This window comes from Bradyrhizobium sp. Leo78, from assembly GCF_059512425.1.
Window position 1 is genome coordinate 107,725 of record NZ_JCAMOT010000014.1, and the last position, 26,128, is coordinate 133,852.

The 26,128-nt window shown below is 62.2% G+C and carries 24 protein-coding genes and 1 pseudogene; 14 read left to right on the forward strand and 11 right to left on the reverse strand.

The genetic code is table 11. The annotated features are described in order from the left end of the window. Nucleotides 1-9: 9 nt before the first annotated feature. Entirely contained in the window at nucleotides 10-1,509 is a 1,500-nt protein-coding gene (locus AC5ZG1_RS19520; protein WP_496133789.1) for an NAD(P)H-hydrate dehydratase, read from the reverse strand. A 355-nt stretch (nucleotides 1,510-1,864) separates the two neighbouring features. On the opposite strand from AC5ZG1_RS19520, the gene AC5ZG1_RS19525 reads away from it, so the two are divergent. From AC5ZG1_RS19525 to AC5ZG1_RS19545, 5 genes are all read left to right on the forward strand, one after another. After that, nucleotides 1,865-2,203, forward strand: a complete 339-nt coding sequence (locus AC5ZG1_RS19525) for a P-II family nitrogen regulator (RefSeq protein WP_011441447.1) — start codon at nucleotides 1,865-1,867, stop codon at nucleotides 2,201-2,203. Nucleotides 2,204-2,349: 146 nt separating this feature from the next. Next, nucleotides 2,350-3,759 carry a type I glutamate--ammonia ligase gene (gene glnA / locus AC5ZG1_RS19530; RefSeq protein WP_456642325.1) on the forward strand — a complete coding sequence of 470 codons (1,410 nt, stop codon included), beginning with the start codon at nucleotides 2,350-2,352 and terminating at the stop codon, nucleotides 3,757-3,759. 187 nt (nucleotides 3,760-3,946) lie between these two features. Next, the gene (locus AC5ZG1_RS19535; RefSeq protein ID WP_456671193.1) at nucleotides 3,947-4,129 is read left to right on the forward strand and encodes a hypothetical protein; all 183 of its coding nucleotides are present in this window, start codon (nucleotides 3,947-3,949) and stop codon (nucleotides 4,127-4,129) included. Nucleotides 4,130-4,749: 620 nt separating this feature from the next. After that, nucleotides 4,750-5,013 (forward strand): hypothetical protein, encoded by a 264-nt coding sequence (locus AC5ZG1_RS19540; protein WP_496133790.1) that lies wholly within the window; start codon nucleotides 4,750-4,752, stop codon nucleotides 5,011-5,013. Between the two features lie 90 nt (nucleotides 5,014-5,103). Next, entirely contained in the window at nucleotides 5,104-5,481 is a 378-nt protein-coding gene (locus AC5ZG1_RS19545) for a hypothetical protein (RefSeq protein ID WP_456642323.1), read from the forward strand. Nucleotides 5,482-5,778: 297 nt separating this feature from the next. Here AC5ZG1_RS19545 and AC5ZG1_RS19550 read toward each other — a convergent pair whose 3' ends face one another. After that, complete coding sequence (locus AC5ZG1_RS19550; protein WP_496133823.1) at nucleotides 5,779-7,056, reverse strand: tetratricopeptide repeat protein; 1,278 nt, start codon at nucleotides 7,054-7,056, stop codon at nucleotides 5,779-5,781. A 490-nt stretch (nucleotides 7,057-7,546) separates the two neighbouring features. Then, nucleotides 7,547-8,114, reverse strand: a pseudogene (locus AC5ZG1_RS19555) (class I SAM-dependent methyltransferase). Between the two features lie 252 nt (nucleotides 8,115-8,366). On the opposite strand from AC5ZG1_RS19555, the gene AC5ZG1_RS19560 reads away from it, so the two are divergent. Beyond that, nucleotides 8,367-9,578 (forward strand): ABC transporter substrate-binding protein, encoded by a 1,212-nt coding sequence (locus AC5ZG1_RS19560; RefSeq protein ID WP_456642320.1) that lies wholly within the window; start codon nucleotides 8,367-8,369, stop codon nucleotides 9,576-9,578. Nucleotides 9,579-9,699: 121 nt separating this feature from the next. Here AC5ZG1_RS19560 and AC5ZG1_RS19565 read toward each other — a convergent pair whose 3' ends face one another. Further along, the gene (locus AC5ZG1_RS19565) at nucleotides 9,700-10,410 is read right to left on the reverse strand and encodes a TetR/AcrR family transcriptional regulator (RefSeq protein WP_496133791.1); all 711 of its coding nucleotides are present in this window, start codon (nucleotides 10,408-10,410) and stop codon (nucleotides 9,700-9,702) included. A gap of 217 nt (nucleotides 10,411-10,627) precedes the next feature. Between AC5ZG1_RS19565 and AC5ZG1_RS19570 the strand changes: the two genes are divergently transcribed. Next, nucleotides 10,628-11,869: an efflux RND transporter periplasmic adaptor subunit gene (locus AC5ZG1_RS19570; protein ID WP_496133792.1), complete on the forward strand. Its 1,242-nt coding sequence runs from the start codon at nucleotides 10,628-10,630 to the stop codon at nucleotides 11,867-11,869. Between the two features lie 57 nt (nucleotides 11,870-11,926). After that, a complete protein-coding gene (locus AC5ZG1_RS19575; protein WP_496133793.1) occupies nucleotides 11,927-15,133 on the forward strand; it encodes an efflux RND transporter permease subunit in 3,207 nt (1,068 codons plus the stop codon). 442 nt (nucleotides 15,134-15,575) lie between these two features. Here the strand turns inward: AC5ZG1_RS19575 and AC5ZG1_RS19580 are convergent, their stop codons facing one another. Further along, nucleotides 15,576-16,349, reverse strand: a complete 774-nt coding sequence (locus AC5ZG1_RS19580; RefSeq protein WP_456642317.1) for a gamma-glutamyl-gamma-aminobutyrate hydrolase family protein — start codon at nucleotides 16,347-16,349, stop codon at nucleotides 15,576-15,578. A gap of 287 nt (nucleotides 16,350-16,636) precedes the next feature. Here AC5ZG1_RS19580 and AC5ZG1_RS19585 point away from each other — a divergent pair, with 287 nt between their 5' ends. Beyond that, entirely contained in the window at nucleotides 16,637-17,758 is a 1,122-nt protein-coding gene (locus tag AC5ZG1_RS19585) for an AI-2E family transporter (RefSeq protein ID WP_496133794.1), read from the forward strand. A 6-nt stretch (nucleotides 17,759-17,764) separates the two neighbouring features. Here the strand turns inward: AC5ZG1_RS19585 and AC5ZG1_RS19590 are convergent, their stop codons facing one another. The 6 genes from AC5ZG1_RS19590 to AC5ZG1_RS19615 all read right to left on the reverse strand — a co-directional run bounded on the left by AC5ZG1_RS19590 (nucleotide 17,765) and on the right by AC5ZG1_RS19615 (nucleotide 21,436). Then, the gene (locus tag AC5ZG1_RS19590; protein ID WP_028162832.1) at nucleotides 17,765-18,061 is read right to left on the reverse strand and encodes an antibiotic biosynthesis monooxygenase family protein; all 297 of its coding nucleotides are present in this window, start codon (nucleotides 18,059-18,061) and stop codon (nucleotides 17,765-17,767) included. A 97-nt stretch (nucleotides 18,062-18,158) separates the two neighbouring features. After that, a complete protein-coding gene (locus AC5ZG1_RS19595) occupies nucleotides 18,159-18,395 on the reverse strand; it encodes a hypothetical protein (RefSeq protein WP_028162833.1) in 237 nt (78 codons plus the stop codon). Between the two features lie 60 nt (nucleotides 18,396-18,455). Continuing rightward, entirely contained in the window at nucleotides 18,456-19,673 is a 1,218-nt protein-coding gene (locus tag AC5ZG1_RS19600) for a GGDEF domain-containing protein (RefSeq protein ID WP_130228816.1), read from the reverse strand. A 233-nt stretch (nucleotides 19,674-19,906) separates the two neighbouring features. Further along, entirely contained in the window at nucleotides 19,907-20,383 is a 477-nt protein-coding gene (gene rpsI / locus AC5ZG1_RS19605) for a 30S ribosomal protein S9 (RefSeq protein ID WP_028162835.1), read from the reverse strand. Nucleotide 20,384: 1 nt separating this feature from the next. Next, nucleotides 20,385-20,849 (reverse strand): 50S ribosomal protein L13, encoded by a 465-nt coding sequence (gene rplM, locus AC5ZG1_RS19610; protein WP_028162836.1) that lies wholly within the window; start codon nucleotides 20,847-20,849, stop codon nucleotides 20,385-20,387. 158 nt (nucleotides 20,850-21,007) lie between these two features. Beyond that, nucleotides 21,008-21,436, reverse strand: a complete 429-nt coding sequence (locus tag AC5ZG1_RS19615) for a PaaI family thioesterase (RefSeq protein WP_130228815.1) — start codon at nucleotides 21,434-21,436, stop codon at nucleotides 21,008-21,010. Between the two features lie 87 nt (nucleotides 21,437-21,523). Here AC5ZG1_RS19615 and AC5ZG1_RS19620 point away from each other — a divergent pair, with 87 nt between their 5' ends. The 5 genes from AC5ZG1_RS19620 (at nucleotide 21,524) to AC5ZG1_RS19640 (ending at nucleotide 26,078) form a co-directional block, all read left to right on the forward strand. Continuing rightward, a complete protein-coding gene (locus AC5ZG1_RS19620; protein ID WP_496133795.1) occupies nucleotides 21,524-22,345 on the forward strand; it encodes an enoyl-CoA hydratase in 822 nt (273 codons plus the stop codon). Nucleotides 22,346-22,455: 110 nt separating this feature from the next. Then, nucleotides 22,456-23,040: a CoA-binding protein gene (locus tag AC5ZG1_RS19625; RefSeq protein WP_130228813.1), complete on the forward strand. Its 585-nt coding sequence runs from the start codon at nucleotides 22,456-22,458 to the stop codon at nucleotides 23,038-23,040. 151 nt (nucleotides 23,041-23,191) lie between these two features. Continuing rightward, nucleotides 23,192-24,472, forward strand: coding sequence for an O-acetylhomoserine aminocarboxypropyltransferase (locus AC5ZG1_RS19630; protein WP_028162840.1), 1,281 nt, complete (start codon nucleotides 23,192-23,194; stop codon nucleotides 24,470-24,472). Between the two features lie 214 nt (nucleotides 24,473-24,686). Further along, nucleotides 24,687-25,109 carry a hypothetical protein gene (locus AC5ZG1_RS19635; RefSeq protein ID WP_496133796.1) on the forward strand — a complete coding sequence of 141 codons (423 nt, stop codon included), beginning with the start codon at nucleotides 24,687-24,689 and terminating at the stop codon, nucleotides 25,107-25,109. 18 nt (nucleotides 25,110-25,127) lie between these two features. Then, nucleotides 25,128-26,078 carry an NUDIX hydrolase gene (locus AC5ZG1_RS19640; RefSeq protein WP_130228810.1) on the forward strand — a complete coding sequence of 317 codons (951 nt, stop codon included), beginning with the start codon at nucleotides 25,128-25,130 and terminating at the stop codon, nucleotides 26,076-26,078. Nucleotides 26,079-26,128 lie beyond the last annotated feature (50 nt).

Consider the following 26,128-nt stretch of genomic DNA (forward strand, 5'->3'; position numbering starts at 1 on the left):
TACGAATCCTCAATACTCAATCCCCAACTCGTCATACAGGCGGCGGAAGACCGCCGGCAGCGTTTCGGGAAGGTCTTCCGCGATCAGGCCCGGCCCGGCTTCGGCCGCGGCTTCACCATGCATCCAGGCGCCGATGCTGGCGGCCTCGAAGGCGGGGGTGCCCTGCGCGAGCAGCCCCGCGATGATGCCGGACAGCACGTCGCCGGCGCCGGCGGTGGCGAGCCATGGCGGCGCGTTGGAGGCGATTGTGGCGCGGCCATCGGGCGCGGCGACCACGGTGTCCGGCCCCTTCAACAGCACCACCGCGCCGGAGCGCTCGGCGGCGGTGCGCACGCGCTCGAGCTTGGAGCGACCGGGATACTTGTTGCTGATATCGCTGAACAGCCGCGGGAACTCGCCCTCATGCGGCGTCAGCACCACCTGTGCACCGTGGGACGCCCTGATCGCCTCGAACAGCCGCTCCGGCGCATCGGCAAAACTGGTCAGCGCATCGGCGTCCAGCACCAGGCTACGCTTCGCCGCAAGCGCGGTGTGGACGAAATCGCGCGTGCGCGGGCCGACGCCGGCGCCGGGCCCGATCACGCTGGTGTTCAGCCGCCTGTCGTTCAACAGGTCGGCGAACTGAATCGCATTGTCGACCGCGCGCACCATCACCGCCGTCAGCGCCGCGGCGTTCACCGCCAGCGCATCGCTCGGCGAGGCCAGCGTTACCAGCCCCGCTCCTGCCCGCAGCGCGCCGCGCGCGGCAAGCCGCGAGGCGCCGGTCGCGGCGATGTCGCCGGAGACGGCAAGGACGTGGCCGCGGGAATATTTGTGGCCCTCGATCTTCGGCACCGGAAACGCGTGCTGCCAGGTCGACGGAACGTTCTCGAAGGTGGCGGGGCGGATTTCCTCCAGCACCTTCGGATCGATGCCGATATCTGCGACGCGGACGCGGCCGCAATGTACCCGGCCCGGCAACAGCAGATGCGCCGGCTTGCGCCGGAAGAAGGTCACGGTCTCGGTGGCGCGGATCGCAATCCCCATCGGAGCACCGGTGGTGCCGTTGATGCCGCTCGGCAGGTCGACGGCAAGCACCGGCACGTCATGGGCGTTGACCGCCCCGATCATGTCATAGGGTTCGCCCTTAACGGGACGGTCGAGCCCGGCGCCGAACAGCGCATCGATGATCAGCGCGGGCTTGCCGATCGCCTGCGGGTTGAACGGCAGCACCGGATATTTCCAGCCGCGTGCAGCCAGCGCCGCGTCGCCCCTCAGGCTGTCGCGCTCGCACAAAAGGATGACCGAGACTTCCCGCCCCCGGGCGGCGAGTTCGGCGGCAGCGACAAAGCCATCGCCGCCATTGTTGCCGCGGCCGGCCACCACCAGGATCGGTCCCTCCTCGAGCAGGTCCATGGCCGCTTCGGCGACCGCCTGCCCCGCGCTCATCATCAGCGAAAAGCCAGGTGTGCCCCCAGCAATGGTCAGCCGATCGGCGCGTTCCATTTCAGCCGTGGTCAGGACTTCCATGCTGAATCCTCGATCTATCAGCCTTTTCGGCAGGCATCTCGCCCGGCACGCGTCGATCTTCCGCCGATGAATGCACACCAATTCATCCGTTTGCCTATTTTGAAGGCTTCGGTATCATGGGGCGGTCGGTCCCACCTTGTCTGTCTGCCGTTAAAAGGCTGATAACATTCCGAAATCAGGGACATTTGTAACTTGGCATAGACCCTGCTTTTGAGGAAGCCGCTCAGGATGGCCGCCGTGTACGGCCGTAATGGGCGTTTCCGGCTCCGCAGGGAGTTGACGGATCGAACTGATTGCGCCACGCGCATCGCACCTAGCTACACTCTGTATTCTGGAAATGCCCGGGAGGCCTTCAGTGAAGAAAATCGAAGCCATCATCAAGCCGTTCAAGCTCGACGAGGTGAAAGAAGCGCTTCAGGAAGTCGGACTTCAGGGCATCACGGTAACGGAAGCCAAGGGGTTTGGACGGCAGAAGGGTCACGCCGAACTCTATCGCGGCGCCGAATACATCGTCGACTTCCTGCCCAAGGTGAAGATCGAGATCGTGATCGGCGACGACCTGGTCGAGAAGGCAATCGATGCGATCCGCCGCGCGGCGCAGACGGGCCGCATCGGCGACGGCAAGATTTTCGTTTCCAACATCGAGGAAGCGATCCGCATCCGAACCGGCGAATCCGGGCTGGACGCTATTTGAGCGCGGTGCTATCCGCTTGCGGCCCAATAAGAGAATAAGGCTGCCTTTGGCGGCCTGATTTCGTTTGTATCATCGCGCGAACCTGGCCAAAGCGAGAACAACGTCGCTCACCTGGAAACCGACCCGCAAAGTCAAAAGGGATACTCATGAAGACCGCCAAAGACGTCCTGAAATCGATCAAGGACAACGACGTCAAATACGTCGATCTTCGCTTCACCGATCCGCGCGGCAAGTGGCAGCACGTGACCTTCGACGTCAGCATGATCGACGAGGACATCTTCGCCGAAGGCACGATGTTCGACGGCTCCTCGATCGCCGGCTGGAAGGCGATCAACGAGTCCGACATGTGCCTGATGCCCGATCCCGTCACCGCGACGATCGACCCGTTCTTCGCCGAGACCACGATGGTGATCACCTGCGACGTGCTCGAGCCGACCACCGGCGAGCCCTACAACCGCGATCCGCGCGGCATCGCCAAGAAGGCGGAAGCGATGGTGAAGTCGATGGGTATCGGCGACGCCGTCTATGTCGGTCCCGAGGCTGAGTTCTTCGTGTTCGACGACGTGCGCTATTCGGCAACGCCCTACAACACCGGCTTCAGGCTCGACTCCTCGGAACTTCCGACCAACTCGGACACCGAATATGAAGGCGGCAATCTCGGCCACCGCATCCGCACCAAGGGCGGCTATTTCCCGGTGCCCCCGCAGGACTCGGTGCAGGACATGCGCTCGGAAATGCTCGGCGCCATGGCCAAGATGGGCGTCAAGGTCGAGAAGCATCACCATGAGGTGGCTTCCGCCCAGCACGAGCTCGGCATGAAGTTCGACACGCTGACGCTGATGGCGGACCATATGCAGATCTACAAGTACTGCATCCACCAGGTCGCGCACATCTACGGCAAGACCGCCACCTTCATGCCGAAGCCGGTCTATGGCGACAACGGCTCGGGCATGCACGTTCATCAGTCGATCTGGAAGGAAGGCAAGCCGGTGTTCGCCGGCAACAAGTACTCCGACCTCTCGGAGACCTGCCTCTCCTACATCGCCGGCATCATCAAGCACGCCAAGGCGATCAACGCCTTCACCAACCCGTCCACCAACTCCTACAAGCGTCTGGTGCCGGGCTATGAGGCCCCCGTGCTGCTCGCCTACTCCGCGCGCAACCGCTCGGCCTCCTGCCGCATCCCCTACACCGCCTCGCCGAAGGCCAAGCGCGTCGAGGTGCGCTTCCCCGATCCGATGGCCAACCCCTATCTCGGCTTCGCCGCGATGCTGATGGCCGGTCTCGACGGCATCAAGAACAAGCTCGATCCGGGCCCGGCGATGGACAAGGACCTCTACGACCTGCCGAAGGAAGAGCTGAAGTCGATCCCGACCGTGTGCGGCAGCCTGCGCGAGGCACTGGAAAACCTCGACAAGGACCGCGCGTTCCTGAAGGCCGGCGGCGTGTTCGACGACGACTTCATCGACGCCTACATCGAACTCAAGATGACCGAAGTCGAGCGCTTCGAGATGACCCCGCATCCGGTCGAGTTCGACATGTACTATTCGCAGTGAGTTTTTCGGCGGCGCTGCCGCCGATCTCGCTGTCACGACGATGCGAAGGCGCTCCATCCGGAGCGCCTTTTGTTTTTACGGAGTGACGACGACCAGACCAGTCTGTAGCTTTCCCGACGATGGATTCTGGAGGAGAGAACGGACGCTGGCTCAAGCAATCTATCAACCCGCCCTCTGCGCCATAGCGATGATTGGCGCCATCTCGGCCGCCCATGGTCTGAGCCTGAAGGAGATTGGAGCGAAGCTCGAGCGTTATTCGCAAATCCGGGAAATGAAATCCCGAAAGATTACTACTTTCAAGGCCACGAAGAACGGCAAAGTCGTATCGCTCGTTGTTGATTGCAGCGGCCACATCAAAGAGCTTCCATAAGATACTATCTTCGCGACAGCTCGTCGGATTCCGAAGTAGGGCATGCACTCATAAAGGCATAGATGTCAGCTTCTGACGACCCCGCGAAAATCTTCTGCTTAACCAGCGCATACCGCTCGTGACCCCAACCGGACTTCCGGCAAAGTGCAACCAACCACGTCACGTACTAGCGATGTAATCGCGGATCGGGAAGTGTCACAGAAAGAGACTGCACAATCCTACGATTGCGAGAAGGTAGAACAGTGCAGCGATCGGCGCGAAACAATCAAGGTCTACGCCAATCTGGCCGTTCGGCAGCCGCTTGTAAGGAGCAAGCCGGAACGGCTCGGATGAAGTATTCTGCGGCATAAGGATCACTCGACCGCCTGACACCCACGGAAGCAACCGTTTGCCGGTGACCAAGCCACAACCTGCAATAAACCAAATATCGCTTCACCCATTGTGCTGAGCCTTTCTACCACTATCATAGGCTCTCAAACCGTTAAGTACAATTTCGCGAGGCCCATGCCCGTGGAGCTCGTATTTGTGGTTACCTATTGGGGCTGTTACATTGTTTGGCCAGTTCTCTTTGGCTGGGCGGTGATGCTCTGCTATACGATCATTCCAGGGTTTGCGTTGGGTTGGCGGCTGCCATTGCCAATGCGAGCATTCGGACCTATATTTGGTCGGCTGAACTGCTTTTAGTAAGTTTGTTCGCGTCGATTTTGATCATCGAATCTTTTTTCGTTGGCATGCGCCGGTTCGAAAGCATGACTGCTCAGCCGCAAGGAGCGCTCTTGCTTCTTGGCTTCGTTCACGTGATCGGGTTGGTACCGGTGCGCGTTTCGATGTGGCTCGGCTGGCGCGTTGCAACAATGCTCAAGGGACATGCCAACCCTGCGTAAGAAAGCCCACATCGAGTCCGGAATGGCAGTTCCCCGCTGGCCCATCAAGGCGGCCACGATCATCGTGGCGGCGATCGGTGAGGACCAAGTGTGACTCCCGTTGATCCGGTTTGGTGGGGCGTTCTTGCTGTGCTGGGTGCGTCCGTGCTCATGGTGTTGCATCCAAAATGCTTCTTCGGTCGAAAGTTGTCATTGGAGGAAGCGCTCTCGGTTTGCTGGGTTGCGTGGTCGATCTATATGGGGGCGTTCTTAATTTACATAGGGCTAAAGCTACCATTGGGTCTTTCGCGCGATGCGCATGCTCCGGCTGTCGGCGTGGCCGTTTGTTCATCCCTGCCTGCCATTTTGTGGTTGGGGCGGGTCGTTACCGACTGGAAGAGCGCGGTGACCAAATCAATTTTCGGGCTATTGATTCTCACTCTAGTAGTGGTTTCCCTCACGCTTGACTTGGCGCTGTCTCGCAATTGAGAACTCGTGCACTTCTGCAATTGGCCCGTCGGCGAAGTGCCCGCACAGCGCGTCGAAGGCCGGAGTGTGGAGTATAGCAGATTAGATTTGCTCAGATTGAGTTATTCGCATTTTGGACCCGAAGCGGTCACTGACAGGTCTAGCGCACAGTATCAATTTTCGGCATCTAGTCTTCTTCACACATACCGGCTCACTGTCGGAAATGTCCTGAGGAAACCGCCGCCGCGCACACGGCTGGGCCGCCGGACACGAATATCGGCAACAAGTTGCGCCTGACCGTCCTGCGGGAAACCCGAGCTAACCCGACGAGTGCTTCTCCAGAGCCACCGCGATCTTCTCCAGGGCGGCATTCCTGTGCTTCATGTCGACGATCTGTTGTTCGCACATCTCGATCATCGTCCGGCCGGACCAGCGTCTGCGCGCATGCACATCTAATCGGGAACAAAGCCAGCCCGCCACCGCGAAGAGGCCTATCGTGGCGAGCCACGATAGCACCTGCCCCTGACCGAAGTCCGCGATGGCACGGCGGAAATCGCCCCTGGACAGGTACGCGCTGGCGCGACCGCTATGGGCGTCGCTATCGTTCGGATTGAGCGCGATCATCTGATCGTAGTCGGCGATGGCGCGGTCAAGATCGCCCTTGGCTTGATAAGCGTAGCCGCGGTTATAGTAGGCGTCCCTGTATCTCGGATAGAGTGCGATCGCCTGACTGCAGTCGGCGACGACGCGATCGAGGTCACCCGTTGCCCTGTACACGAGGGAACGGTTGTAATAGGCGACCGCATATTTCGGGTCGCGCGCGATCACCTGGTCGTAGTCGGCGATGGCGCGATCGAGGTCGCCTTTGCTATAGTAGGCATTGCCGCGGGCGGTGAGGGCGACATTGTTGTTCGCATCGAGCTCGAGGCTGTCGGTATAGTCGGCGATGGCACGGTCGTTGTCGCCCTTGGCCTGATAGGCGTCCCCGCGCTCGCCGTGTCCGACCCGTTTTCCGTAGTCCGACAGACCGCTTTCGAACGCCCGGTTCACGTCCGCTATCGCCCGATCGTAGTCTTGCCGCTGGTTGTAGATGCGCGACCTGTTGAGCAGTGAGCCGGCGGCTTTCGGTTCGAGCCGGATCGCCTCGTTGTAGTCGTTCAAAGCGCGGTCGACGCGATCGGCGACGCTTGTCCACGACCAGGAATAGCCACGCGCATGATACAAGCTGGACAGATCTTGGTCATCGTAGTCGCCGCTTTCGATCGCGCGGGTACAGGCGGCGATGGTCGTTTCAGCGGTTTCCTTCGATCCGTGCAAGCAGTCCTGTCGATCGTCCGCTGCCGCGGGCCGGATGACGGCAGCGGTCGTTGCGAGTGTCAACGCAACCAGCCAGAGATGCGCGGAAATCGCCAAGCGCATATCGTTCCTCCCCACGATGCGCCAGCGTTCGAGCTCTAACCCGCAGACTGCTTTTCGAGAGCCGCCGCGATCCTCTCCAGCAATGCGTTCGTGCGTTGGGTTTCTACAACCTGCTGTTCGAAGAGATCGACCCAACTCGCTCCGGATGATGCACGCCCATTCCTGCGCGAAAACCACAGCCAAACGCCGATCAGCGCCAGGAACGGCAACCAGGACACGATCAGACTCACCGGCGTACCGCCGCGTGCTGTGAGCGTAAACCAGGCGAAGAAAGCTCCAACGAGAACGATCCACACAGCGGCGGGCAGAAACCAAGAGCGAAGCTTGGTCATTCCAGGCACGGCAGTTCCCTTTGGTTGATCTAGGGATACAGACGCTATCATTGGTTGATTGACCTTTCCATGCCTCCCCTCTGCAGCCGTCGCAATGTGGTTAGCCGTTTCTTTGCGAAGTGCCCTCAGCCACCATGAAAAGCTCGGCGCAAGCTAGCCCATGGCAGCGCACGTCGCTGGCTTGTCGGGCGCCCTCAAGTTTCGTCTACCGGACGTGAGGTCTCCTTGTGGCCCAACTCGGACCTCTGGTGAGATCCGCTATCGCGCCGCTATCAGGCGTACAACGGACATCATACGCACCCTGATCTTCGGAGCCGGATTTATGAGTACGTGCCCTAAGGAACGACACCTCGGCAGGCCCACGCGACGTTCGCAAACGATCTCGGACCGTCGGGCCGGCCGGCCTCGTAGGCATCGTGCACGGCGGCGCTGGTGCGGCCGCGCTCGGCAGCGTCGAGCGTTGCCATGTATTTGCCGAGCGGCCCTTCGCCTGGGCAATCGGCGCCCAGTAGTCGTCGAAGCTGAGGTAATCCATGCGGATCATCAGCTGCCGGCTTCGGGAACGAAGTGAAGCACGAGCAGCGCCAAGGCGCGGTCGAACGTGTCGCTTTCGAAGGGCAGCGCGCAGGCATCGGCTTGCCGGATATCTATCCGCGAATCGGTGTTGCGGCGGATGGCATCCTCGACAAAGACCGGCGAATAGTCGATCGCGGCAATCTCGCTGAGGCCGGCGGCCCTGGCGAGCGCGAAAGTCAGGCTACCAGTCCCGCAGCCGACGTCGAGGATCTTTTCGCCGTCGGCGACCCCCGCGAAACCAATGAATAGGGGCGCGAGCCTTTGGCTCCAACGGCCCATGAGCTGTTCATAGTCAGCGGCGTTGCCGACGTTGAATTCTGAGGCCATCGAAACCTCCTCGGCAAATGCAAATCCCCGAGCGGATGGTTGCCAAGGCGCCAAAGCACCGCACTGCAGGAACAGCCGCTCGCGACACGCTTCATTCAATCCCCCTCACCTGTGTTGCTCAGCGGATCGGTCGCATCAAACAGCGGGACTGATGGCGCTTGTGTGGATTGCTCCCGCTTTCCCTTGACGGATGACTTGCAGAACTGCGAGTGACAACGCAAACTGCAGCAAAATAAAAAAGGGAGTGAAAAGATGAAACGGCGCACATTTCTCGCTGGCCTTGGTGCCACGGTCTTCTCGCCGGCGATTGTCCGCGCCGCCGGAGATACGCCGTTAAAGTTCGGTGTCCTGACGGACATGAATGGACTGTTCGCAGATAATAGCGGTAAGGGATCGGTGGCGGCCGCCCAATTGGCGATCGAGGAGTGTGGCGGCAGCGTCCTGGGCAAACCCATCGAGCTGATTTCGGCCGATCACCAGAACAAGCCCGACCTCGGCGGAAATATTGCGCGGCAATGGTACGATCAGGATGGCGTCGACGTCATCCTCGACGTGCCGGTGTCATCAGTCTGCATTGCGGTCCAGAACTTCGCCAAGGATCGAAACAAGATGTTCATCACATCCGCGGGCGGCTCCGCGGATCTGAGTGGAAAGCTATGTTCTCCTAATTTCATCCAATGGACATACAATACCTACGCACTCGCGAACGTAGCCGGGAAAGCGTTGCTGAAGCGTGGAGCCGACACGTGGTTCTTTGTTGTTGCTGACTACACTTTCGGCCATGCGCTCGAGCGCGATGTTACGGAAGTCGTGACCAAGGGCGGCGGGAAGTCACTGGGGCATGCGCCGCATCCGATCAATACGGCGGATTTCAGTTCGGTCCTTCTGACGGCCAAGTCTTCGGGCGCGAAAGTCATCGCACTCGCGAACGCCGGCGCGGACACTCAGAACGGCATCAAGCAGGCGGAAGAATTCGGCCTCACCAGTGGCGGCCAGCGGATGATCGCCCTCTTGATTGACGTCAATGACATCCAAAGCATTGGCCTGAAGAGCGCGCAGGGCCTGCTTGCGACCATCGGCTTCTATTGGAACATGGATGACCGGACGCGCGAATTCGCAAAGCGCTATGCCGCCAAGATGGGAAAGCCGCCGAGCATGATGCAGGCGGGCGTGTATTCGTCCGCGTTGAACTACATCAAATCGGTCCAGGCCGCGAACACCAAGGATCCTGCCGCCGTGGTCAAGGATTTGCAGGGCCGCACCTTCAATGATGCCTTCGCGCGAAACGGCAAGCTTCGCGCCGACAACCTGATGGTGCACGACATGTACCTCGCCGAGGTCAAGAAGGCGAGCGAGGTGTCCGACCCGTCCGATGTCTTCAGGATACTCGCGACCGTCGAAGGCAAGGACGCATTTCCGCCGCTCTCGAGCAGCGCTTGCCCGATGGTAACGGCGCAGAAGTAATTCGGGCAGCCGCGCAAGCTGTGCTGCAGAATCGTCAAGGTCTACCGCAATCTTTCGCGGTGGACCTTGTTCGTATGGATTACGTTCCGCGGCCCGCTGCAATCTGATCGTGGGCGATAGATCAGGCCTCGCGCGACCGATCAGCGGCGAGCGCGGCCGAGCTGTGATCGTCACTCTTTGTCATCGGCCACGCACGCATGGCCAGCCGGCCAATTTCAGACAATTTCGTCCGCGTAGCCCCATCGCGCGCTTGCACCGCAAGCCCGCGTGCGACCGCGCTGTAGTAGGCGGCCAGCATTTCGCAATCGACATCTCGGGCTACGTCGCCATCCATCACGCCTTTTCGGATGCGTGCAGCCATCGCGCCTTCAGAAAAAGCGCGATGCTCGGCCATCATGTCGCGAATGTTCTTCATTCCCGGTGCGCAATGCGTGCCCGCAAGCGAGATCATGCAGCCGAGCGGATGATCGCCGCGGGTGAACTCTTCTGCGGTCGCCTCGAACAGGCGAGCGAACGCGGTCCTGGTGTCGATTGAAGGATCGTTGAGAATGGAAAAGAACCATTGGCCGGACCATTCGAGAAAGGAATGCGTGGCTTCGCAATAGAGATCTTCCTTGCTGCCGAACGAGTTGTAGAAGCTCGACGCACTGATCCCCATCGCGGCGATGAGGTCGTTGAACGACGTGCCCTCATAGCCGCGCTCCCAGAACAGCTTCATCGCCTCCTGCAGCGCGGCGTCACGGTCGAATACGGCCGGCCGGCCCCGGCCGCGCCTCTCGTCCTGAGCGTTCTTTGCCTGAATTTTCTTCCCTTGATTTATTTTTGGTGTCATCACTCCAAAAATCCTTGAACAGCGCCTCCCCAAGTTTATATCTCGCGAAGCATATTGGAGTTCCCCCTCCAAATTTCAACCCCGAACACAACTTATCCGCTTCCGAAATAACTGCCTGGCGAGACCTCCTCCCGAAACCTGGACTGGCCGGTGTGATTCGGCAGGCCGGCAGAGCTTCGGCCGAACTGCCGGCATGGCAAGGACTGATGGTAGCCTCATGGATCAGATCAGCGATCATTCGAACATTGAACGAGAACCGCTGAAGCCGCCGGCTCCGCGCCGGCGGACATGGAGAACGGCCGCAATCGCTGCAATAGCGGTGCTTGCCGCGCTCCTTGTTTACCTGGGCTTTGCGCCTCGCAACGCAGACCAGGCGGCCGCGTCAGCGCCTCCCCTGCCGGTGACGGTGAGCCAGCCCTTGCAGCGTGAGGTCGATACCAGGGTCGGTTTCCTCGGACAGTTCTCCGCTATCGACCGCGTTGAATTGCGAGCCCAGGTGGGTGGCACCCTGACCGAGATTCATTTCAAGGATGGCCAGATCGTCCACAAGGGCGACCTGCTGTTCGTGATCGACCCGCGGCCCTACGAGATCAGGTTGGCGCAGGCGCAAGCCGCGCTTGAGACCGCAATGGCCCGCGTGGCGCTTGCCAGCAACCAGCTTTCGCGCGCGCAATCGCTCAAGCGCAACGAGTTCGCAACGCAGGAGACGGTCGACCAGCGCACCAACGACCAGGATGCGTCGCGGGCCGCGGTCGAAGACGCCAAGGCGCGGGTGCGGGATGCGCAACTCGACCTTGAATACTGCCGCGTACGGGCGCCGTTCAGCGGGCGCATCGGCGCGCGCCAGGTTTCGATCGGAAGCCTGGTCGCGGGCAGCCGTGCCGCAACCAGTCCGACCACGCTGCTCACGACGCTGGTCTCGCTCGATCCTCTTTATCTCGATTTCGACATGAGCGAATCGGATTTCCTGACGTTCTCGCGCGAGCGCGCCCGCGTTGGCGGTCCGCTCGCCAACAAGGTCGCGATCAGCCTCAGCGACGAGAACAGTTTCATCCGCGAGGGCACGCTGGACTTCATCGACAATGCGCTCGATCGCTCCAGCGGCACGATTCATGCCCGCGCCACGGTGCCGAACCCGGATCTGTTCCTGGCGCCAGGCCAATTCGCACGGCTGCGAGTTGCGATCGCGCCGCCGAGCCAAGTTTATCTCCTGCCGGACGCCGCTGTCATGCTCGACCAGTCGCAGCGGCTGGTCATGACCGTCGGTCCTGACGCGACCGTGAAACCAAAGATCGTAACCACCGGCGATCTTCGCGGCGGATTGCGCGTGATCCGGTCGGGCCTCGAGGCGAGCGACCGCGTCGTCATCGACGGCCTGGTACGCGCCATTCCCGGCACCAAGGTGGCGCCGCAGGACGGCGTCATCCACTACGACGCTGCCGCCGACGGCCAAGGTTGACGGCCAAGGTTAACGGCAAAGGCTAAAAACCAGGACCGAGAAGACAGGAGCTTCCTCGTGACCCACAGCTTCATCGACCGGCCGATTTTTGCGACTGTCCTCTCCGTCTTCCTGACGCTGATCGGCCTCGGCGCGCTCGCCATCCTGCCGATCGCGCAATATCCGGAGATCGTGCCGCCGACGGTCCAGATCACCACCACTTATCCCGGCGCATCTGCCGAGACGGTATCGCGCACAGTGGCGACGCCGCTCGAGCAGCAGATCAACGGCGTCGAGAACATGATCTACATGAGCAGTCAGTCCACTGGCGACGGCAAGCTCACCGTCACCGTGACGTTTCGCATCGGGACCGACCTCAACGTCGCGCAGATGCTCACGCAGAACCGCGTCCAGGATGCGCTTCCCCGGCTGCCGGAGGACGTCCAGCGGCTCGGCGTTCAGGTGCGCAAGTCGACGCCAAACATCCTGCTCGCGGTGCATCTTTATTCGCCCGACTCGTCGCGGGACCTGCTCTACACATCGAACTACGCGACCTTGCACGTAAAGGACGTGCTGGCGCGGCTGCCGGGCGTCGGCGACGTGCAGATGCAAGGTGGACGCGAATACGCCATGCGCATCTGGCTCGATCCCGACAAGGTCGCCGCGCACGACATGAACGCGAGCGAGGTGCTCGCCGCGCTGCGCGCCCAGAATGTCCAGGTTTCGGCGGGCGTGCTGAACCAGCCGCCGGTCGCCTCCAAGCAGGCCTATCAGATCAACGTGCAGACGCTTGGGCGCCTGTCGACACCAGAACAGTTCGCCGCCATCGTCCTGAAGTCGGATAACGAGGGCCGCGTGACGCGGCTGCGCGATGTGGGCCGCGTCGAGATCGGCGCTTCCGATTATGGATCGTCCGCCTACATGGATCGCGAGCCGGGCCTGCCGCTCCTGATCTTCGCCCAGCCGGGCGCCAATTCCCTCGCCGTCGAGCACGAAGTGCTCGATGCGATGGAAAAGCTGGGCAAGGACTTCCCGCCCGGCCTGCAGTACAAGATCATTTACGACCCCACCATTTTCGTTGGCAAATCGGTCGACGAGGTGATCAAGACCATCTTCATCGCGATCCTCCTGGTGGTTGGCGTCGTGTTCCTGTTCCTGCAGAGCTGGCGCGCTGCGATCATTCCGGTGATCGCAATCCCGGTGTCGCTGGTCGGCACTTTCACCTTCCTCTACGCGCTCGGAATATCGCTGAACAACCTGTCGCTGTTCGGCCTCGTGCTCGCGGTCGGCATTGTCGTCGATGACGCCATTGTCGTGGTGGAGAATGTCGAACGCAATCTCGAACGCGGCATGACGCCGGCCCAAGCCGCCCATGTCACAATGGACGAGGTCGGCGGAGCGCTGATCTCGATTGCGCTGACGCTATGCGCGGTGTTCGTGCCCTCCGCCTTCCTGTCGGGTATTACCGGGCAGTTCTTTCGCCAGTTCGCGGTCACGATCGCCGTCTCCACCCTGATCTCGTGCTTTGTCTCGCTGACCCTGAGCCCTGCCCTGTGCGCGGTGTTGTTCAAGGCTCACGAGCACGGCCAGAAGCCGCGCGGCCCATGGATCGCCCGGCTGGTGCAAGCTGGATTTGCGCGGTTCAATCTCGGCTTCGAGTGGCTGTCGACGAGCTACGGACGCCTGACGCGGCGGCTGGTGCAGATCACCAGCGTCGTGCTTGTGGTCTACGGCGGGCTGATCGGCGTGGCCGGCTTTCAATTCGCCCGCGCTCCTACCGGCTTTATTCCGGAGCAAGATCAGGGCTATCTCATCACCGTCGTGCAACTGCCGCCCGGCGCTTCGCTCGAGCGCACGGAGGCGGTGGTCAAGAAGGCGATCGAGATCATCATGACCACGCCCGGTGTCGAGCATGTCGCGCCGTTCGCAGGACTGGATGCAACCACCTTCACCATCGCCTCCAACGCCGGCACGATCTTTTCCGGCCTGCCATCGCTCTATAACCATGATGTGCCTGGCCTGACGGCACCGAGCGTGCTCGCCGATCTGCGCAAGCGCCTCTCGGTGATCCAGGAAGCCTATGTGCTGACGATCCCACCGCCGCCGGTGCAGGGCATCGGCAATGCTGGCGGCTTCAAGATGATGCTGCAGGATCGTGCCGGTCTCGGCTCGGAGGCGCTGTCGAAAGCGGCACAGGCACTGGTCGCAGCCGCCAACAAGGATCCGAGCTTCTCGGGCGTCTTTACTCTGTTCGGTACGCGCTCGCCTTCGGTCTATGCCGATATCGATCGGGAGAAAGCCGAGAAGGTCGGGCTGACGCCCACCGACGTCTTCAACACCCTGCAAGTCTATCTCGGCTCGCAATATGTCAACGACTTCAACTATCTCGGCCGAACCTACCAAGTCATCGCGCAGGCCGACGGCTCGTTCCGCCAGGATCCGCACGACATCGCGCGGCTGAAGGCGCGCAACGCCTCCGGCGAGATGGTGCCGGTCGGCACGGTGGCGCGGTTGAAATCCGAGAACGCACCCTATCGCGTGCCTCGTTACGATCTATTCCCCGCTGCTGAAGTGATGGGCGTCGCGGCGCCAGGCGTCGCGACCGGCACCGCGTTGCACCGCATGGAGGAACTGGCGCACGAGGTGCTGCCGCCAGGCATCGGCTTTGAATGGACCGAGCTTGCTTTCCAGCAGCAACAGCCGGGGACCTCGTCCTTGCTGGTGTTCGGCGCAGCCGCCTTGTTCGTCTTCCTGGTGCTCGCTGCTCAATATGAGAGCTGGAACCTGCCGCTCGCGGTGGTGATGATCGTTCCAATGTGCCTGCTCGCCTCCGTGACAGGACTTTTGATGCGCGGCATGGCGATCGACGTGCTGGCGCAGATCGGCTTCGTCGTGTTGGTCGGACTCGCTGCAAAGAACGCGATCCTGATCGTGGAATTCGCACGGCAAACCGAGGAAGCCGGCGCCACGCCCGGCGAGGCCGCCGTTAGCGCGGCGCGCACGCGGCTGCGGCCGATCTTGATGACGTCGCTGGCGTTCATCTTCGGTGTTGCACCTCTCGTGGTCGCAACCGGGGCGGGTTCGGAAATGCGTCAATCGCTCGGCACGGCGGTCTTCGCGGGAATGCTGGGAGTGACCGCCTTCGGCCTCTTGTTTACGCCGGCCTTTTATACAGTCGTCCGGAAGCTCGGGCGCAAAAAGGCGCTCGCTGCAGCGGAAACAGTTCGGCAAGTCGACGCTGATCGCAACGACCGGGCAAAGGACGTGCCGGCAGCTCGAGCTTAGCTGCTGCAATGCGTCACAACCCGACGGGGCAAATCACCAAAAGTCTGTCCAGTCTTGCTGCGAAAAATATTCCGCTTTCGCCGTCGGGAGAATGCGGATTCACATCCTCACGCTATTTGAAATTTGAATCAGAACCCCACCCCACGTCGTCCGGGCTTGCGCGCCGCGGCGAAGCCGTTGTCGTGTGCTCCGCTGTAACCGCTTGCTCGCGCCACAACACCTTCCTGTGGTTATGGGTCCCCGATCCCGGGCGCAATTGCGCCCTTGGCGGGGACGACAGCGGTGCGAGGTTCATCGGGATCGTAGGATGGGTAGAGCGAAGCGAAACCCATCATCGCGCAACTTGCTCCATCGCGATGGGTTTCGCTTCGCTCTACCCTCCTACGCAATCGCTGTTTGACAATGAATCAGAACCCAATCGCCCTCATGGCGAGCAACGCAGCTACGCCGCCGCGCGCTGCCGTTCGCGCAACGCTGCCCCGAAAGCCTCGAACAACTTCTTGTTGATCGGGTTGCGCTGCGGGTCGTACTCCGCGTGCCACTGCACGCCGAGCGCAAAGGCCGCCGCGTCGGCGATGCGGATTGCCTCGATGGTGCCGTCCTCGGCGACGCCTTCGATCACGACGCGTTCGCCGGGCTCAAGGATGCCCTGCCCGTGCAGCGAATTGACACGGATGGTCTCGCAGCCCAGGAGCTTCGCGAACACGCCGCCCGGTGTGAGCGTCACGTCATGCCGGTCAGCGAACACGACCAGCGGATCCGGATGGATCTCGCCATTCTCCAGCCGCGGCATGCGATGGTTTATGCGTCCCGGCAGTTCGCGGATCTCGGGATGCAGCGAGCCGCCAAAGGCGACGTTCATCTCCTGCAGGCCGCGACAGATGCCGAACAGCGGAATACCGCGCGCGACGCAGGCTTCCGACAACGCCAGCGCAACCTCGTCACGATGGATGTCATAAGGCTCGTGACTGATATGCGGCTCGCACTTGAAGCGGGTCGGGTGCACATTGGCCCGCGCCCCGGTCAGGACCACGCCGTCGACCACGTCGAGCAAGGCGCCGACGTCGGTAATCTCGGGCGAACCGGCGAACATCAGCGGAACAGCGCCGGCGACATCGGTGATCGCGCGCAGGTTGCGCTCCCCAACCATCTGAACCGTGAAACGATCTTCGATGCGATGGGCGTTTCCGATCACGCCGACCACGGGCCGTCTCATTGCTCAGTATCTCGCGTAGGAATGATCTTCTATGTTTGTCATGGTTCCAGAGAGATAATGCCCCCGACTGGATCATGGATCAACATATTATGCTGGCGGAGCACATTGGCACGAGACGCAGGCGCGGCGGGGTCAAGGGACGAACGCGGCCCCGCAGGCTGGCCCGGGCGGCCTGCACCTATCCCGTGGGAAGGCCTGCCCGACCGGCAGCGGCAAACCGGCACACGGCTTGATCCCGACGGGATTTTGGCGACAAGGTGAGATCAATCGATGGCGAAGGAATCAACGTGAGGCTACCCGGCGGCGACCACCTGCAGGCCCGCAACGATCTGGCGTGGGCGATCAGCGTTGGCGGCATCGGCATCGTGCTGTTCGCGGCGCTCTTGGCGCTCGCCTGGCATTACGCGGCGACGCTGTTCCTGATCTTCGCCGGGGTCCTGCTCGGCGTCGCGCTCAACGCCCTCACCAACCTGCTCGGCCACGGAGTTAAGCTGCCCCATGCACTTCGGCTGACCATCGTCTGCCTGGCGCTGGCGGCGCTATTGTCGGGCGTCGTCTTTCTCGGCGGAGCGACCATCGCCCAGCAGGCCTCCGCGCTCAGCGACACCATCAAGTCGCAACTGGTGAACGTGAAGTCCTTCCTCGAGAGCCACGGCATCGACACCAGCTATCTCGATTTCAGCAACCAAGTCTCCGCACCGACGGACTCGACGACACCGACGACCCCAGGCGCGGCGGCGACCCATAATCTTCCGAGCGCCGGCGCGCTCGCCTCCAGCGGCGGCGCGATCATCAGTCAGACCCTCAAGGTGCTGCTCGGCACCGTGAGCGCGGTCGGCAACTTCTTCATCGTGCTGTTTCTCGGGCTTGCCTTCGCCGCCCAACCCAGCATCTACCGCGCCGGGCTATTGTTCGTGATGCCGGCCCGGCACCGCGAGCAGGCCACCATCATCGTCGACCGTATCGGGGACACACTGGAGCGCTGGCTGATCGCCCAGATCATCACCATGGGCGCGGTGTTCTTCGTCACCTGGATCGGGCTCTCGATCATCGGCATCCAGAGCTCGTTCATCCTGGGTATCCAGGCCGGCCTGCTCGCTTTCATTCCGACGGTGGGCGCGATCCTCGCGGGATTGATCGTGGTGCTCGCGAGCCTTGCCTCGGGCTGGATCGCGGCGCTCTCCGCCTTCGTGCTGTTCCTCGGCGTGCACGCGATGGAGAGCTACGTGCTCACCCCGATCATCCAGCGGCAGGCGCTCGATATTCCGCCTGCCACGCTGTTTGCGTTCCAGATCCTGCTCGGGGTGGTGTTCGGCGTCTGGGGGCTCGCGCTTGCGCTCCCCCTGATGGCAATCGCCAAGGTGATGCTCGACCACTTCAAGGCCGAGGAGCCGACTGCGGCGGCGTGAGGAGCCTCAGGCCGTCACGACGATCTCGGTATGCTCGACCTCCGGCGGCGCGGCAAAGAACGGCCCGACCAGCGCCCGCCAGGCGGCGAAGTCTTCCGAGCCGCGGAAATCGACGGTGTGGTTCTCCAGCGTCTCCCACTTCGCAACCAGCCGGTAGCGCGACGGCTTCTCGATCGACTTGTGCAATTCGAACCCCTTGCCGCCCTTGGCGCGCAGAAACAGCGGTCGTGCCTTCTCCACCGCAGCTTCGAAATCCTTCTCGCTGCCGGGCTTGACGTCGATGAGTGCAATTTCGGTGACCATTGGGCTTCTCCCTGGAAAGGGCCCGTCTCTAGCCCAGCTTGTGGAAAAGAAAAAGGCGCCTCGCGGCGCCCTCACCGATACGGGATGTTCCCGTTACCTAATTGAACACGAGCACCGTGCCGAGGACCATCAACGTGATGCCCAGAAACATCAGCATCGGCCAAGGGCTGCGCGGGCGGCCGTAGCGGCCTTGGGCGCGCCGCTCGGCGATCAGCGCGGTCTCGTATTCAGCCGAGCTCGAGAACAGACAGGCGAACCCGCCGCGGGCGGTGGTGGCGGCGGCTTCGAGCGACAGCAGGGCGGATTGGGCATTGTGAAGGCGGGTCGATTCCATGGCCCGGATCATAGGAATCGAATGGTAAATGGAATCCTACCAACATCGCTCAAATCGCTCTCACGCCGCGATCGGCGTCTCGCGCGCCTGCGGTGCGAGACCGGCGGTCTTGCGCCGCCAGTTCTCCAGCGACAGCGGCAACTCTTCCGCGGCCTCGACGCGGTTACGGCCGCCGCGCTTGGCTTGGTAGAGCGCGGTATCGGCGGCCGCCAGCAGCACCTCGAGCTCGGTGCCTGCCGGTCCACCCGCAACGCCGATGCTGACGGTGGTGTCGACCGCCCCCTCGTCGCAGACGATGCCGGAGGCCTGGAAGCACTCGCGCACGCGCTCGGCGGCGAGCACGCCCTCCTCCAGCGAGCACGGCAGCAGCGCCGCGAATTCCTCGCCGCCAATGCGGCCGGAGAGATCGCTGATGCGGAGGTTGTTGACGACGACGGCCGAGAACAATTTCAGGATCTCGTCGCCGGCGGGATGGCCGAAACGGTCGTTGATCGATTTGAAGTGGTCGATGTCGAAGATCATCACCGTCACCGGCCGGCCGGCGCTTGCCTCGCGTTCGATTACCCGCGTGCAGGCCTCGGCAAAGCCACGGCGGTTGAACATGCCGGTCAGAGGATCCATCGAGGCCGCCGTCTTGTGCGCGGTCACCTCGCGGTCCGATACCAGCATGAAGATCACGAAGACGGTGCCGATCGCATAGAGGATGAGTTCGACAGCGAATACCGTCACCCAGGTGCTGTCGCCGAACGCCGCATCATGCGGGCGCAGGAAATTGCCGACCAGGATCGGCAGCAGCAGCACGCAGCCGTGCAGCACGGGCACCGCGAGTGCGGGCCATCGCCTTTGGGTCGCGCGCCGCCGCTCGCTCCACAATTCGGCTGCCGTGAGGCATGCGTAGATCGCGATGATCGCGGCGCCGATGGTCAGCTTCAGCGTGGGCAGCTCAGGCGGCAAGGTCAGCGCGGCGCCGACCCAGGCGATCGCGCCGAGCACGAGACCGGCGACATTCGGCTTGCGGCCATGAAACACGCGTGCCGCGTTCCACACCATGCCGCAGGCGATGAAGCCCACCGCATTCAGCGCCAGCGAAGCAATTTCGCCCAGCATCGAGCCCGCGATGGTCGATGCCGCGACCGCAGCAGCACCGAGCAGATACGCGCTGCCCCACCACTTCAACGCCGGAATCTTCTCTTGATTGCCGAAGAACAACAACATGGCGCCGAGCATTCCGGCCACCATGGTGGCAAACAGATAAAGCGTCGAAGTATCGAACGACATGAGCCCTGCCTGGTGCGTGCGATGAAAGCGTGTGATGCCACGATCTCAAGGGCGCGATCCGAAAAGGATTGCGCGCCGTTAATGCTGCTCAGGCTATGCGTGGCGCGTTGGCAATCCGTTTGCGTGCACACAAAAGTTTTCGGGAAAAACTGCGACAATTGATGCGCAAAGGCGCAGCAAAAAGGGCGCCTCGCGGCGCCCCTTCGCAATTGGTGCAAATTGCAGTGAAGCGGTTAGCGCTTCGAGAACTGGAACGACTTGCGCGCCTTGGCGCGGCCGTACTTCTTGCGCTCGACCGTGCGCGAGTCGCGGGTCAGGAAGCCGCCCTTCTTCAGGACGCCGCGCAATTCCGGCTCGAAATTGGTCAGCGCCTTGGAGAGACCGTGGCGCACCGCACCGGCCTGGCCGGACAGGCCGCCGCCGGTGACCGTGCAGATCACGTCATACTGGCCGGCGCGGGCGGCGGCGACCAGCGGCTGCTGGATCATCATCCGCAGCACCGGACGGGCGAAATAGACTTCGACGTCTCGGGTGTTGACGGAGATCTTGCCGGAGCCCGGCTTGACCCAGACGCGGGCAACCGCGTCCTTGCGCTTGCCGGTGGCATAAGCGCGGCCGTACTTGTCGATCTTCTTCACATATTTCGGCGCATCGGGAGCCGCCGGCTTCAGCTGCGCAAGCTGATCGAGAGACTGCATGGTATCGGACATCTTATGCGGCCCTCATGTTCTTGCGGTTCTGCGAGGCGAAATCGATTTTCTCGGGGTTTTGCGCTTCATGCGGATGCTCGGCGCCGGGATAGACGCGCAGATTGCCCATCTGCATGCGGCCGAGCGGACCGCGCGGGATCATGCGCTCAATGGCCTTCTCGACCACGCGCTCCGGGAAGCGACCCTCGAGGATCTGCTTCGCGCTGCGCTCCTTGATGCCACCGATATAGCCGGTGTGTTTGTAGTAGACCTTCTGGTCGCGCTTGCGACCGGTCAGCACAACGTGAGCGGCGTTGATGATGATGACGTTGTCGCCGCAATCGACATGCGGCGTGTAGGTGGGCAGGTGCTTGCCGCGCAGGCGCATCGCGACCATGGTGGCGAGCCGGCCGACCACCACACCCTTGGCGTCGATCACGACCCACTTCTTCTGCACCTCGGCGGGCTTGGCCGAAAAGGTTTTCATGTGAGCTGTCCGTGGAAAGGAGTTTTCGGCGCAAGACTGCCGCGCCGGACTGGCGGCTTTCTAGAGAAGCGAACGAAATTCGTCAACGCCAATTGGCGCGATTTATATTAGTCAAAACAATGGCTTATAAATAAGGTGTAATAATACCTTCAGAAACTCTATTTATTTGGAATGGAATAGGTCGCCGTCACATGCGCAATCGGATCCGCCGAATCGCCCGAAAGCAGGTTGACCTCCCCGACCGCCAGCCGCTTGCCCAGCTTCAGCAGCCTCGCCGCCGCCAGCACGTCCCGCCCCGGCTGCCCCTTGCGGAGGAAATTGATGTTGAGATTGGTGGTGACCGCCAGACCCACCGGGCCGATCGCCGACAGCAGCACCACATACATCGCGAAATCGGCCAGCGCCATCAGCGTCGGACCCGACACGGTGCCGCCCGGCCGCAGCATCCGCTCGCTGTAGCGCTGGCGCAAGAGACAGGTCTCGCCGTCGGCGCTCTCGATGATGATGTCGTTCCCGCTGAACGCCTGCGGAAACTCCTCGCGGAGGAACCTCTCCACTTCAGCCACGCTCATTTTCGCCAGCGCCATGCCGTCCCCACCCTCGATTCAGTCAGCGTGTTACATTAAGTTGTAGCCAAGCCTTAATTGACAAAAAGCCTTAGTGGAAATCTGGAGATGCCCCAAGCAGCCCGTGCCGTCGCGCCGCAATCGCCGATCCTCCTGCGCGAGCAGGTCGGCAGCATCGGCGTGCTGACGCTCAACCGTCCCGCCGCGCGCAACAGCCTCTCCGAAGGCCTGATCGCCGAGCTGCATGGCGCGCTGAAGGCAATTCATGACGATCCAGCCGTGCGCGGCGTGGTCATTGCCGCCAACGGCCCCGCCTTCTCGGCCGGCCACGACATGAAGGAACTCACCGCGCGCCGCAGCGATGCCGATCGGGGCCGCGCCTATTTCGCAGAGATCATGAATGCCTGCAGCGCGATGATGCAGGCGGTCGTGCGCCTGCCGAAGCCTGTGGTCGCTTCCGTCCAGGGGATTGCGACCGCCGCCGGCTGCCAGCTTGTCGCAAGCTGCGATCTAGCGGTCGCCTCTGAGACTGCGACCTTCGCGACGCCCGGCGTCGATATCGGCCTGTTCTGCTCAACGCCGATGGTGGCGCTGTCGCGCAACGTTCCGCGCAAGCAGGCCATGGAGATGCTGCTGACCGGCGAGCCGATCTCGGCCGCGACCGCGCAGACCATCGGCCTCATCAACCGCGTCGTGCCTGCCGGCACCGAACGCGAGGCCGCGATTGCGCTGGCGCAAAAAGTGGCGCTGAAATCCGCCTACACTGTCAAGCTCGGCAAGGAGGCATTCTACCGCCAGGCCGAGATGACACTCGCGGACGCCTATCGCTACGCCGCCGAGGTGATGACCGAAAACATGATGGCGCGCGACGCCGAGGAAGGTATCGGTGCCTTCATCGAGAAGCGCGAACCGAAATGGCAGGATAGATAGTTTCCCGTCATTGCGAGCGAAGCGAAGCAATCCATCCATCCGCTTGCTGAAGCATGGATTGCTTCGTCGCTTCGCTCCTCGCAATGACGCAGCTGACATAAAGACTAGAGATGAACCACGACAGCTACCCCGATAACTACATCCGCGGCATTCTCAACGGCGTGAAGTCGATCGCGATGGTCGGCGCTTCGCCGGTCAATGTGCGGCCGAGCTATTTCGCCTTCAAATATCTGGCGGAGCGCGGCTACGACATGATCCCGGTCAATCCCGGCCATGTCGGCAAGAGCCTGCTCGGCAAGCCCTTCGTCGCGTCGCTCGCCGACATCGGACGCCCGATCGACATGGTCGACATCTTTCGCAACTCCAGCCACATCATGCCGGTTGTCGAGGAGGCGCTCAGGCTGTCGCCCTTGCCGAAGGTGATCTGGATGCAGCTCGGCGCACGTGACGATGCGGCCGCCGCAAAGGCCGAAGCTGTCGGCATCAAGGTCGTCATGAACCGCTGCCCGAAAATCGAATATGGCCGCCTGTCATCAGAGATTTCCTGGATGGGCGTCAATTCGCGGACGCTCAGCTCCAAGCGTGCGCCGATGCCGACGCAGGGCATGCGGCTGTCGCTGAATCGGATGAGCGTCGGCGGCGGCGAAACCGCCGCATCCGATCGTGCCGCAAAGAACAAGACCGAGACGACGTGACGCAACGGCGAAACAAATGTTTCGACATCGCGTCATAACGAAGCACGCTGTTCCCAACGCGCATATGGCTCGCAACTCGCCTTGACGGCCGTCGTTGCTGCCATCAGCATGCCGCGCATTTCATTTCCGATCCAAACACAGGACACTCAGAATGACCGATCGCCTTCCGGGATTTTCGACCCTCGCCGTGCATGCCGGTGCGCAGCCCGATCCCACCACCGGCGCGCGGGCGACGCCGATCTATCAGACGACGTCATTCGTGTTCAACGACGCCGACCATGCGGCCTCATTGTTCGGCCTGCAGTCGTTCGGCAACATCTATACCCGCATCGGCAACCCGACCAATGCGGTGCTGGAGGAGCGCGTCGCCGCCCTCGAAGGCGGCACTGCCGCACTCGCGGTCGCATCGGGACACGCCGCGCAGGTCGTGGTGCTGCAGCAGTTGATGAAGCCGGGCGACGAGATCATCGCCGCGCGAAAACTCTATGGCGGCTCGATCAACCAGTTCACCCATGCCTTCAAGAGCTTCGGCTGGAACGTCGCCTGGGCCGATCCGGACGAGATCGAAAGCTTCGAGCGCGCGGTGACGCCGCACACCAAGGCGATCTTCATCGAATCGATCGCAAATCCCTCCGGCAGCATCACCGATATCGAGGCCATCGCCGCGGTGGCGCGCAAGGCCGGCGTGCCGCTGATCGTCGACAACACGCTGGCAACGCCGTATCTGATCAAGCCGATCGACCACGGCGCCGACATCGTCGTGCACTCGCTGACCAAGTTCCTGGGCGGCCACGGCAACTCGCTCGGCGGCATCATCGTCGATGCCGGCACCTTCGACTGGTCGAAGGACAACAAATATCCGATGCTGAGCGAGCCGCGCCCGGAGTATCACGGCATCAAGATCCAGGAGACCTTTGGCAATTTCGCCTTCGCGATCGCCTGCCGCGTGCTCGGCTTGCGCGATCTCGGCCCGGCGCTGTCACCGTTCAACGCCTTCATGATCCTGACCGGCATCGAGACGCTGCCGCTCCGCATGCAGAAGCATTGCGACAACGCCAAAGCGATCGCGGAATTCCTGGCCGGCCATCCCGCGGTGGCGTCGGTGAATTACGCCGGGCTCTCCGGCGACAAGTACAACAATCTCGCGCGCAAATATGCGCCGAAGGGCGCGGGCGCCGTGTTCACCTTCAGCCTCAAGGGCGGCTATGACGCCGGCGTCAATTTGGTGTCGAACCTCAGGTTGTTCTCGCACCTCGCCAATGTCGGCGACACCCGCTCGCTGGTGATCCACCCGGCGTCCACCACCCACAGCCAGCTCGACGATGCCGCGAAGATCAAGTCCGGCGCCGCCCCCGACGTGGTCCGGCTCTCTATCGGCATCGAGGACAAGGACGACCTGATCGCCGACCTCGACCAGGCGCTGCGGGCTTAAGGTCCCCGTGTGCGGAACGCGCCAAGTTCTCTTCGTCATGCCCGGGCTCGTCCCGGGCATCCACGTTCTTGGAAGTGGCGAACAAGAGGACGTGGATGGCCGGGTCAAGCCTGGCCATGACGGTGAAGGCGCTGGTCTGATGTCGCGAGCCTCTCATTAACGGTCATTCCGCTATAAGGTGGCATTCTGTCGCCCTCTCGATTCGGAGACGACGATGCTACGCTCGATATTGTTCTCTTCGATCGCCCTGCTTGCGATTGATGCCGCCGTTGCCGCCGACGGCCCGGTTGCAACCAAGCGCGCGGCCTACCGCGCCGCCCGCCAACTGCCGCCCGGCCTGCCGCGCCCGCACTACAAATACCGAACGTCAGTGACATCAGCCCCCTATATCCGCCGTGGCCGCCAGATCGTCGTAGTCGAACAGGATCCGGACGTGCTGTTCACGCCTGCGGCCGTGATCCCTTACGTGCCATTCGTCAGTGGCGAGCCGATCCTGCCGGGTTCGTCGACCCTGCCCGGCTATTACGGCAATCACTTCTCCTACAGCTATGACGGTCCGTATTATGGGGGCCCCTACTACGGCGGTCCCTACTGGAACCGCCTGCCGTACGCCTGCGGCGTTTACGGCTATTGCTAGCCGCGACAGGACTCCCGCTTGGCAAAGGCATCGCGAAAAGCCGAAACATCGATCGACGCGATCGCCGCCGACCTCGTCGCCGTCCTGGTCGCGGTGACCGAGAGCGAGCCGAAGATCATGACGATCGCGAATGCGACCGCGCTGCCGAGCGGTCCGTTCCAGTTCGGGCACCGCTCGCTGCAGACCGGCCTGCGGGCCTGGGTCGAGGCGCAGACCGGACACCCGCTCGGCTATGTCGAGCAGCTCTATACCTTCGCCGATCACGGACGCACCGGCGACGCCAGAGCGCCGCATCGCATCTCGATCAGCTATCTCGGCCTGACCCGCGAGGACCAAGTCAGAGAAGGCTCGGAGGGCCACTGGTCCGGCTGGTATGAATACTTCCCGTGGGAAGACCATCGCGCCGGCACCCCGCCCCTGATTGCAAAGATCGTGGCGCCGAAGCTGCGGGCCTGGGCCAAATCGGCGGAGAGTACCTCCGTGCAGAAAGCGCGCTGGCAGCGCGCCGCCATCACCTTCGGCCTCGACGACCGCACCTGGAACGAGGAACTGGTGCTGCAGCGCTATGAGCTGCTCTATGAGGCCTCCCTGATCCCCGAAGCAGTTCGTGCCAAGGGCACCGGGGATGCCGTCGTACCCGGCCGCGCCATGATCTCGGATCATCGCCGCATTCTGGCCACCGGCATCGCGCGGCTGCGTGCCAAGATCAAATACCGGCCGGTCGTCTTCGAGCTGATGCCGGCCGAATTCACCCTGCTACAACTGCAACGCAGTGTTGAGGCCCTTGCAGGCCGCACTGTGCACAAACAGAATTTTCGGCGCCTGATCGAGCAGCAGGAACTCGTTGAAGAGACAGGCGCAATGGCTGCCGAGACGGTCGGTCGCCCCGCCAAGCTATTCCGCTTCCGTCACGGCATTGTGGCCGAACGGGCCGTCGCCGGCACCAAGCTTCCACTCTCACGCTCTTGACTTCCATTATGCTCAGGATAAGTATAATGCGAAATATACTCAAGGAGAGC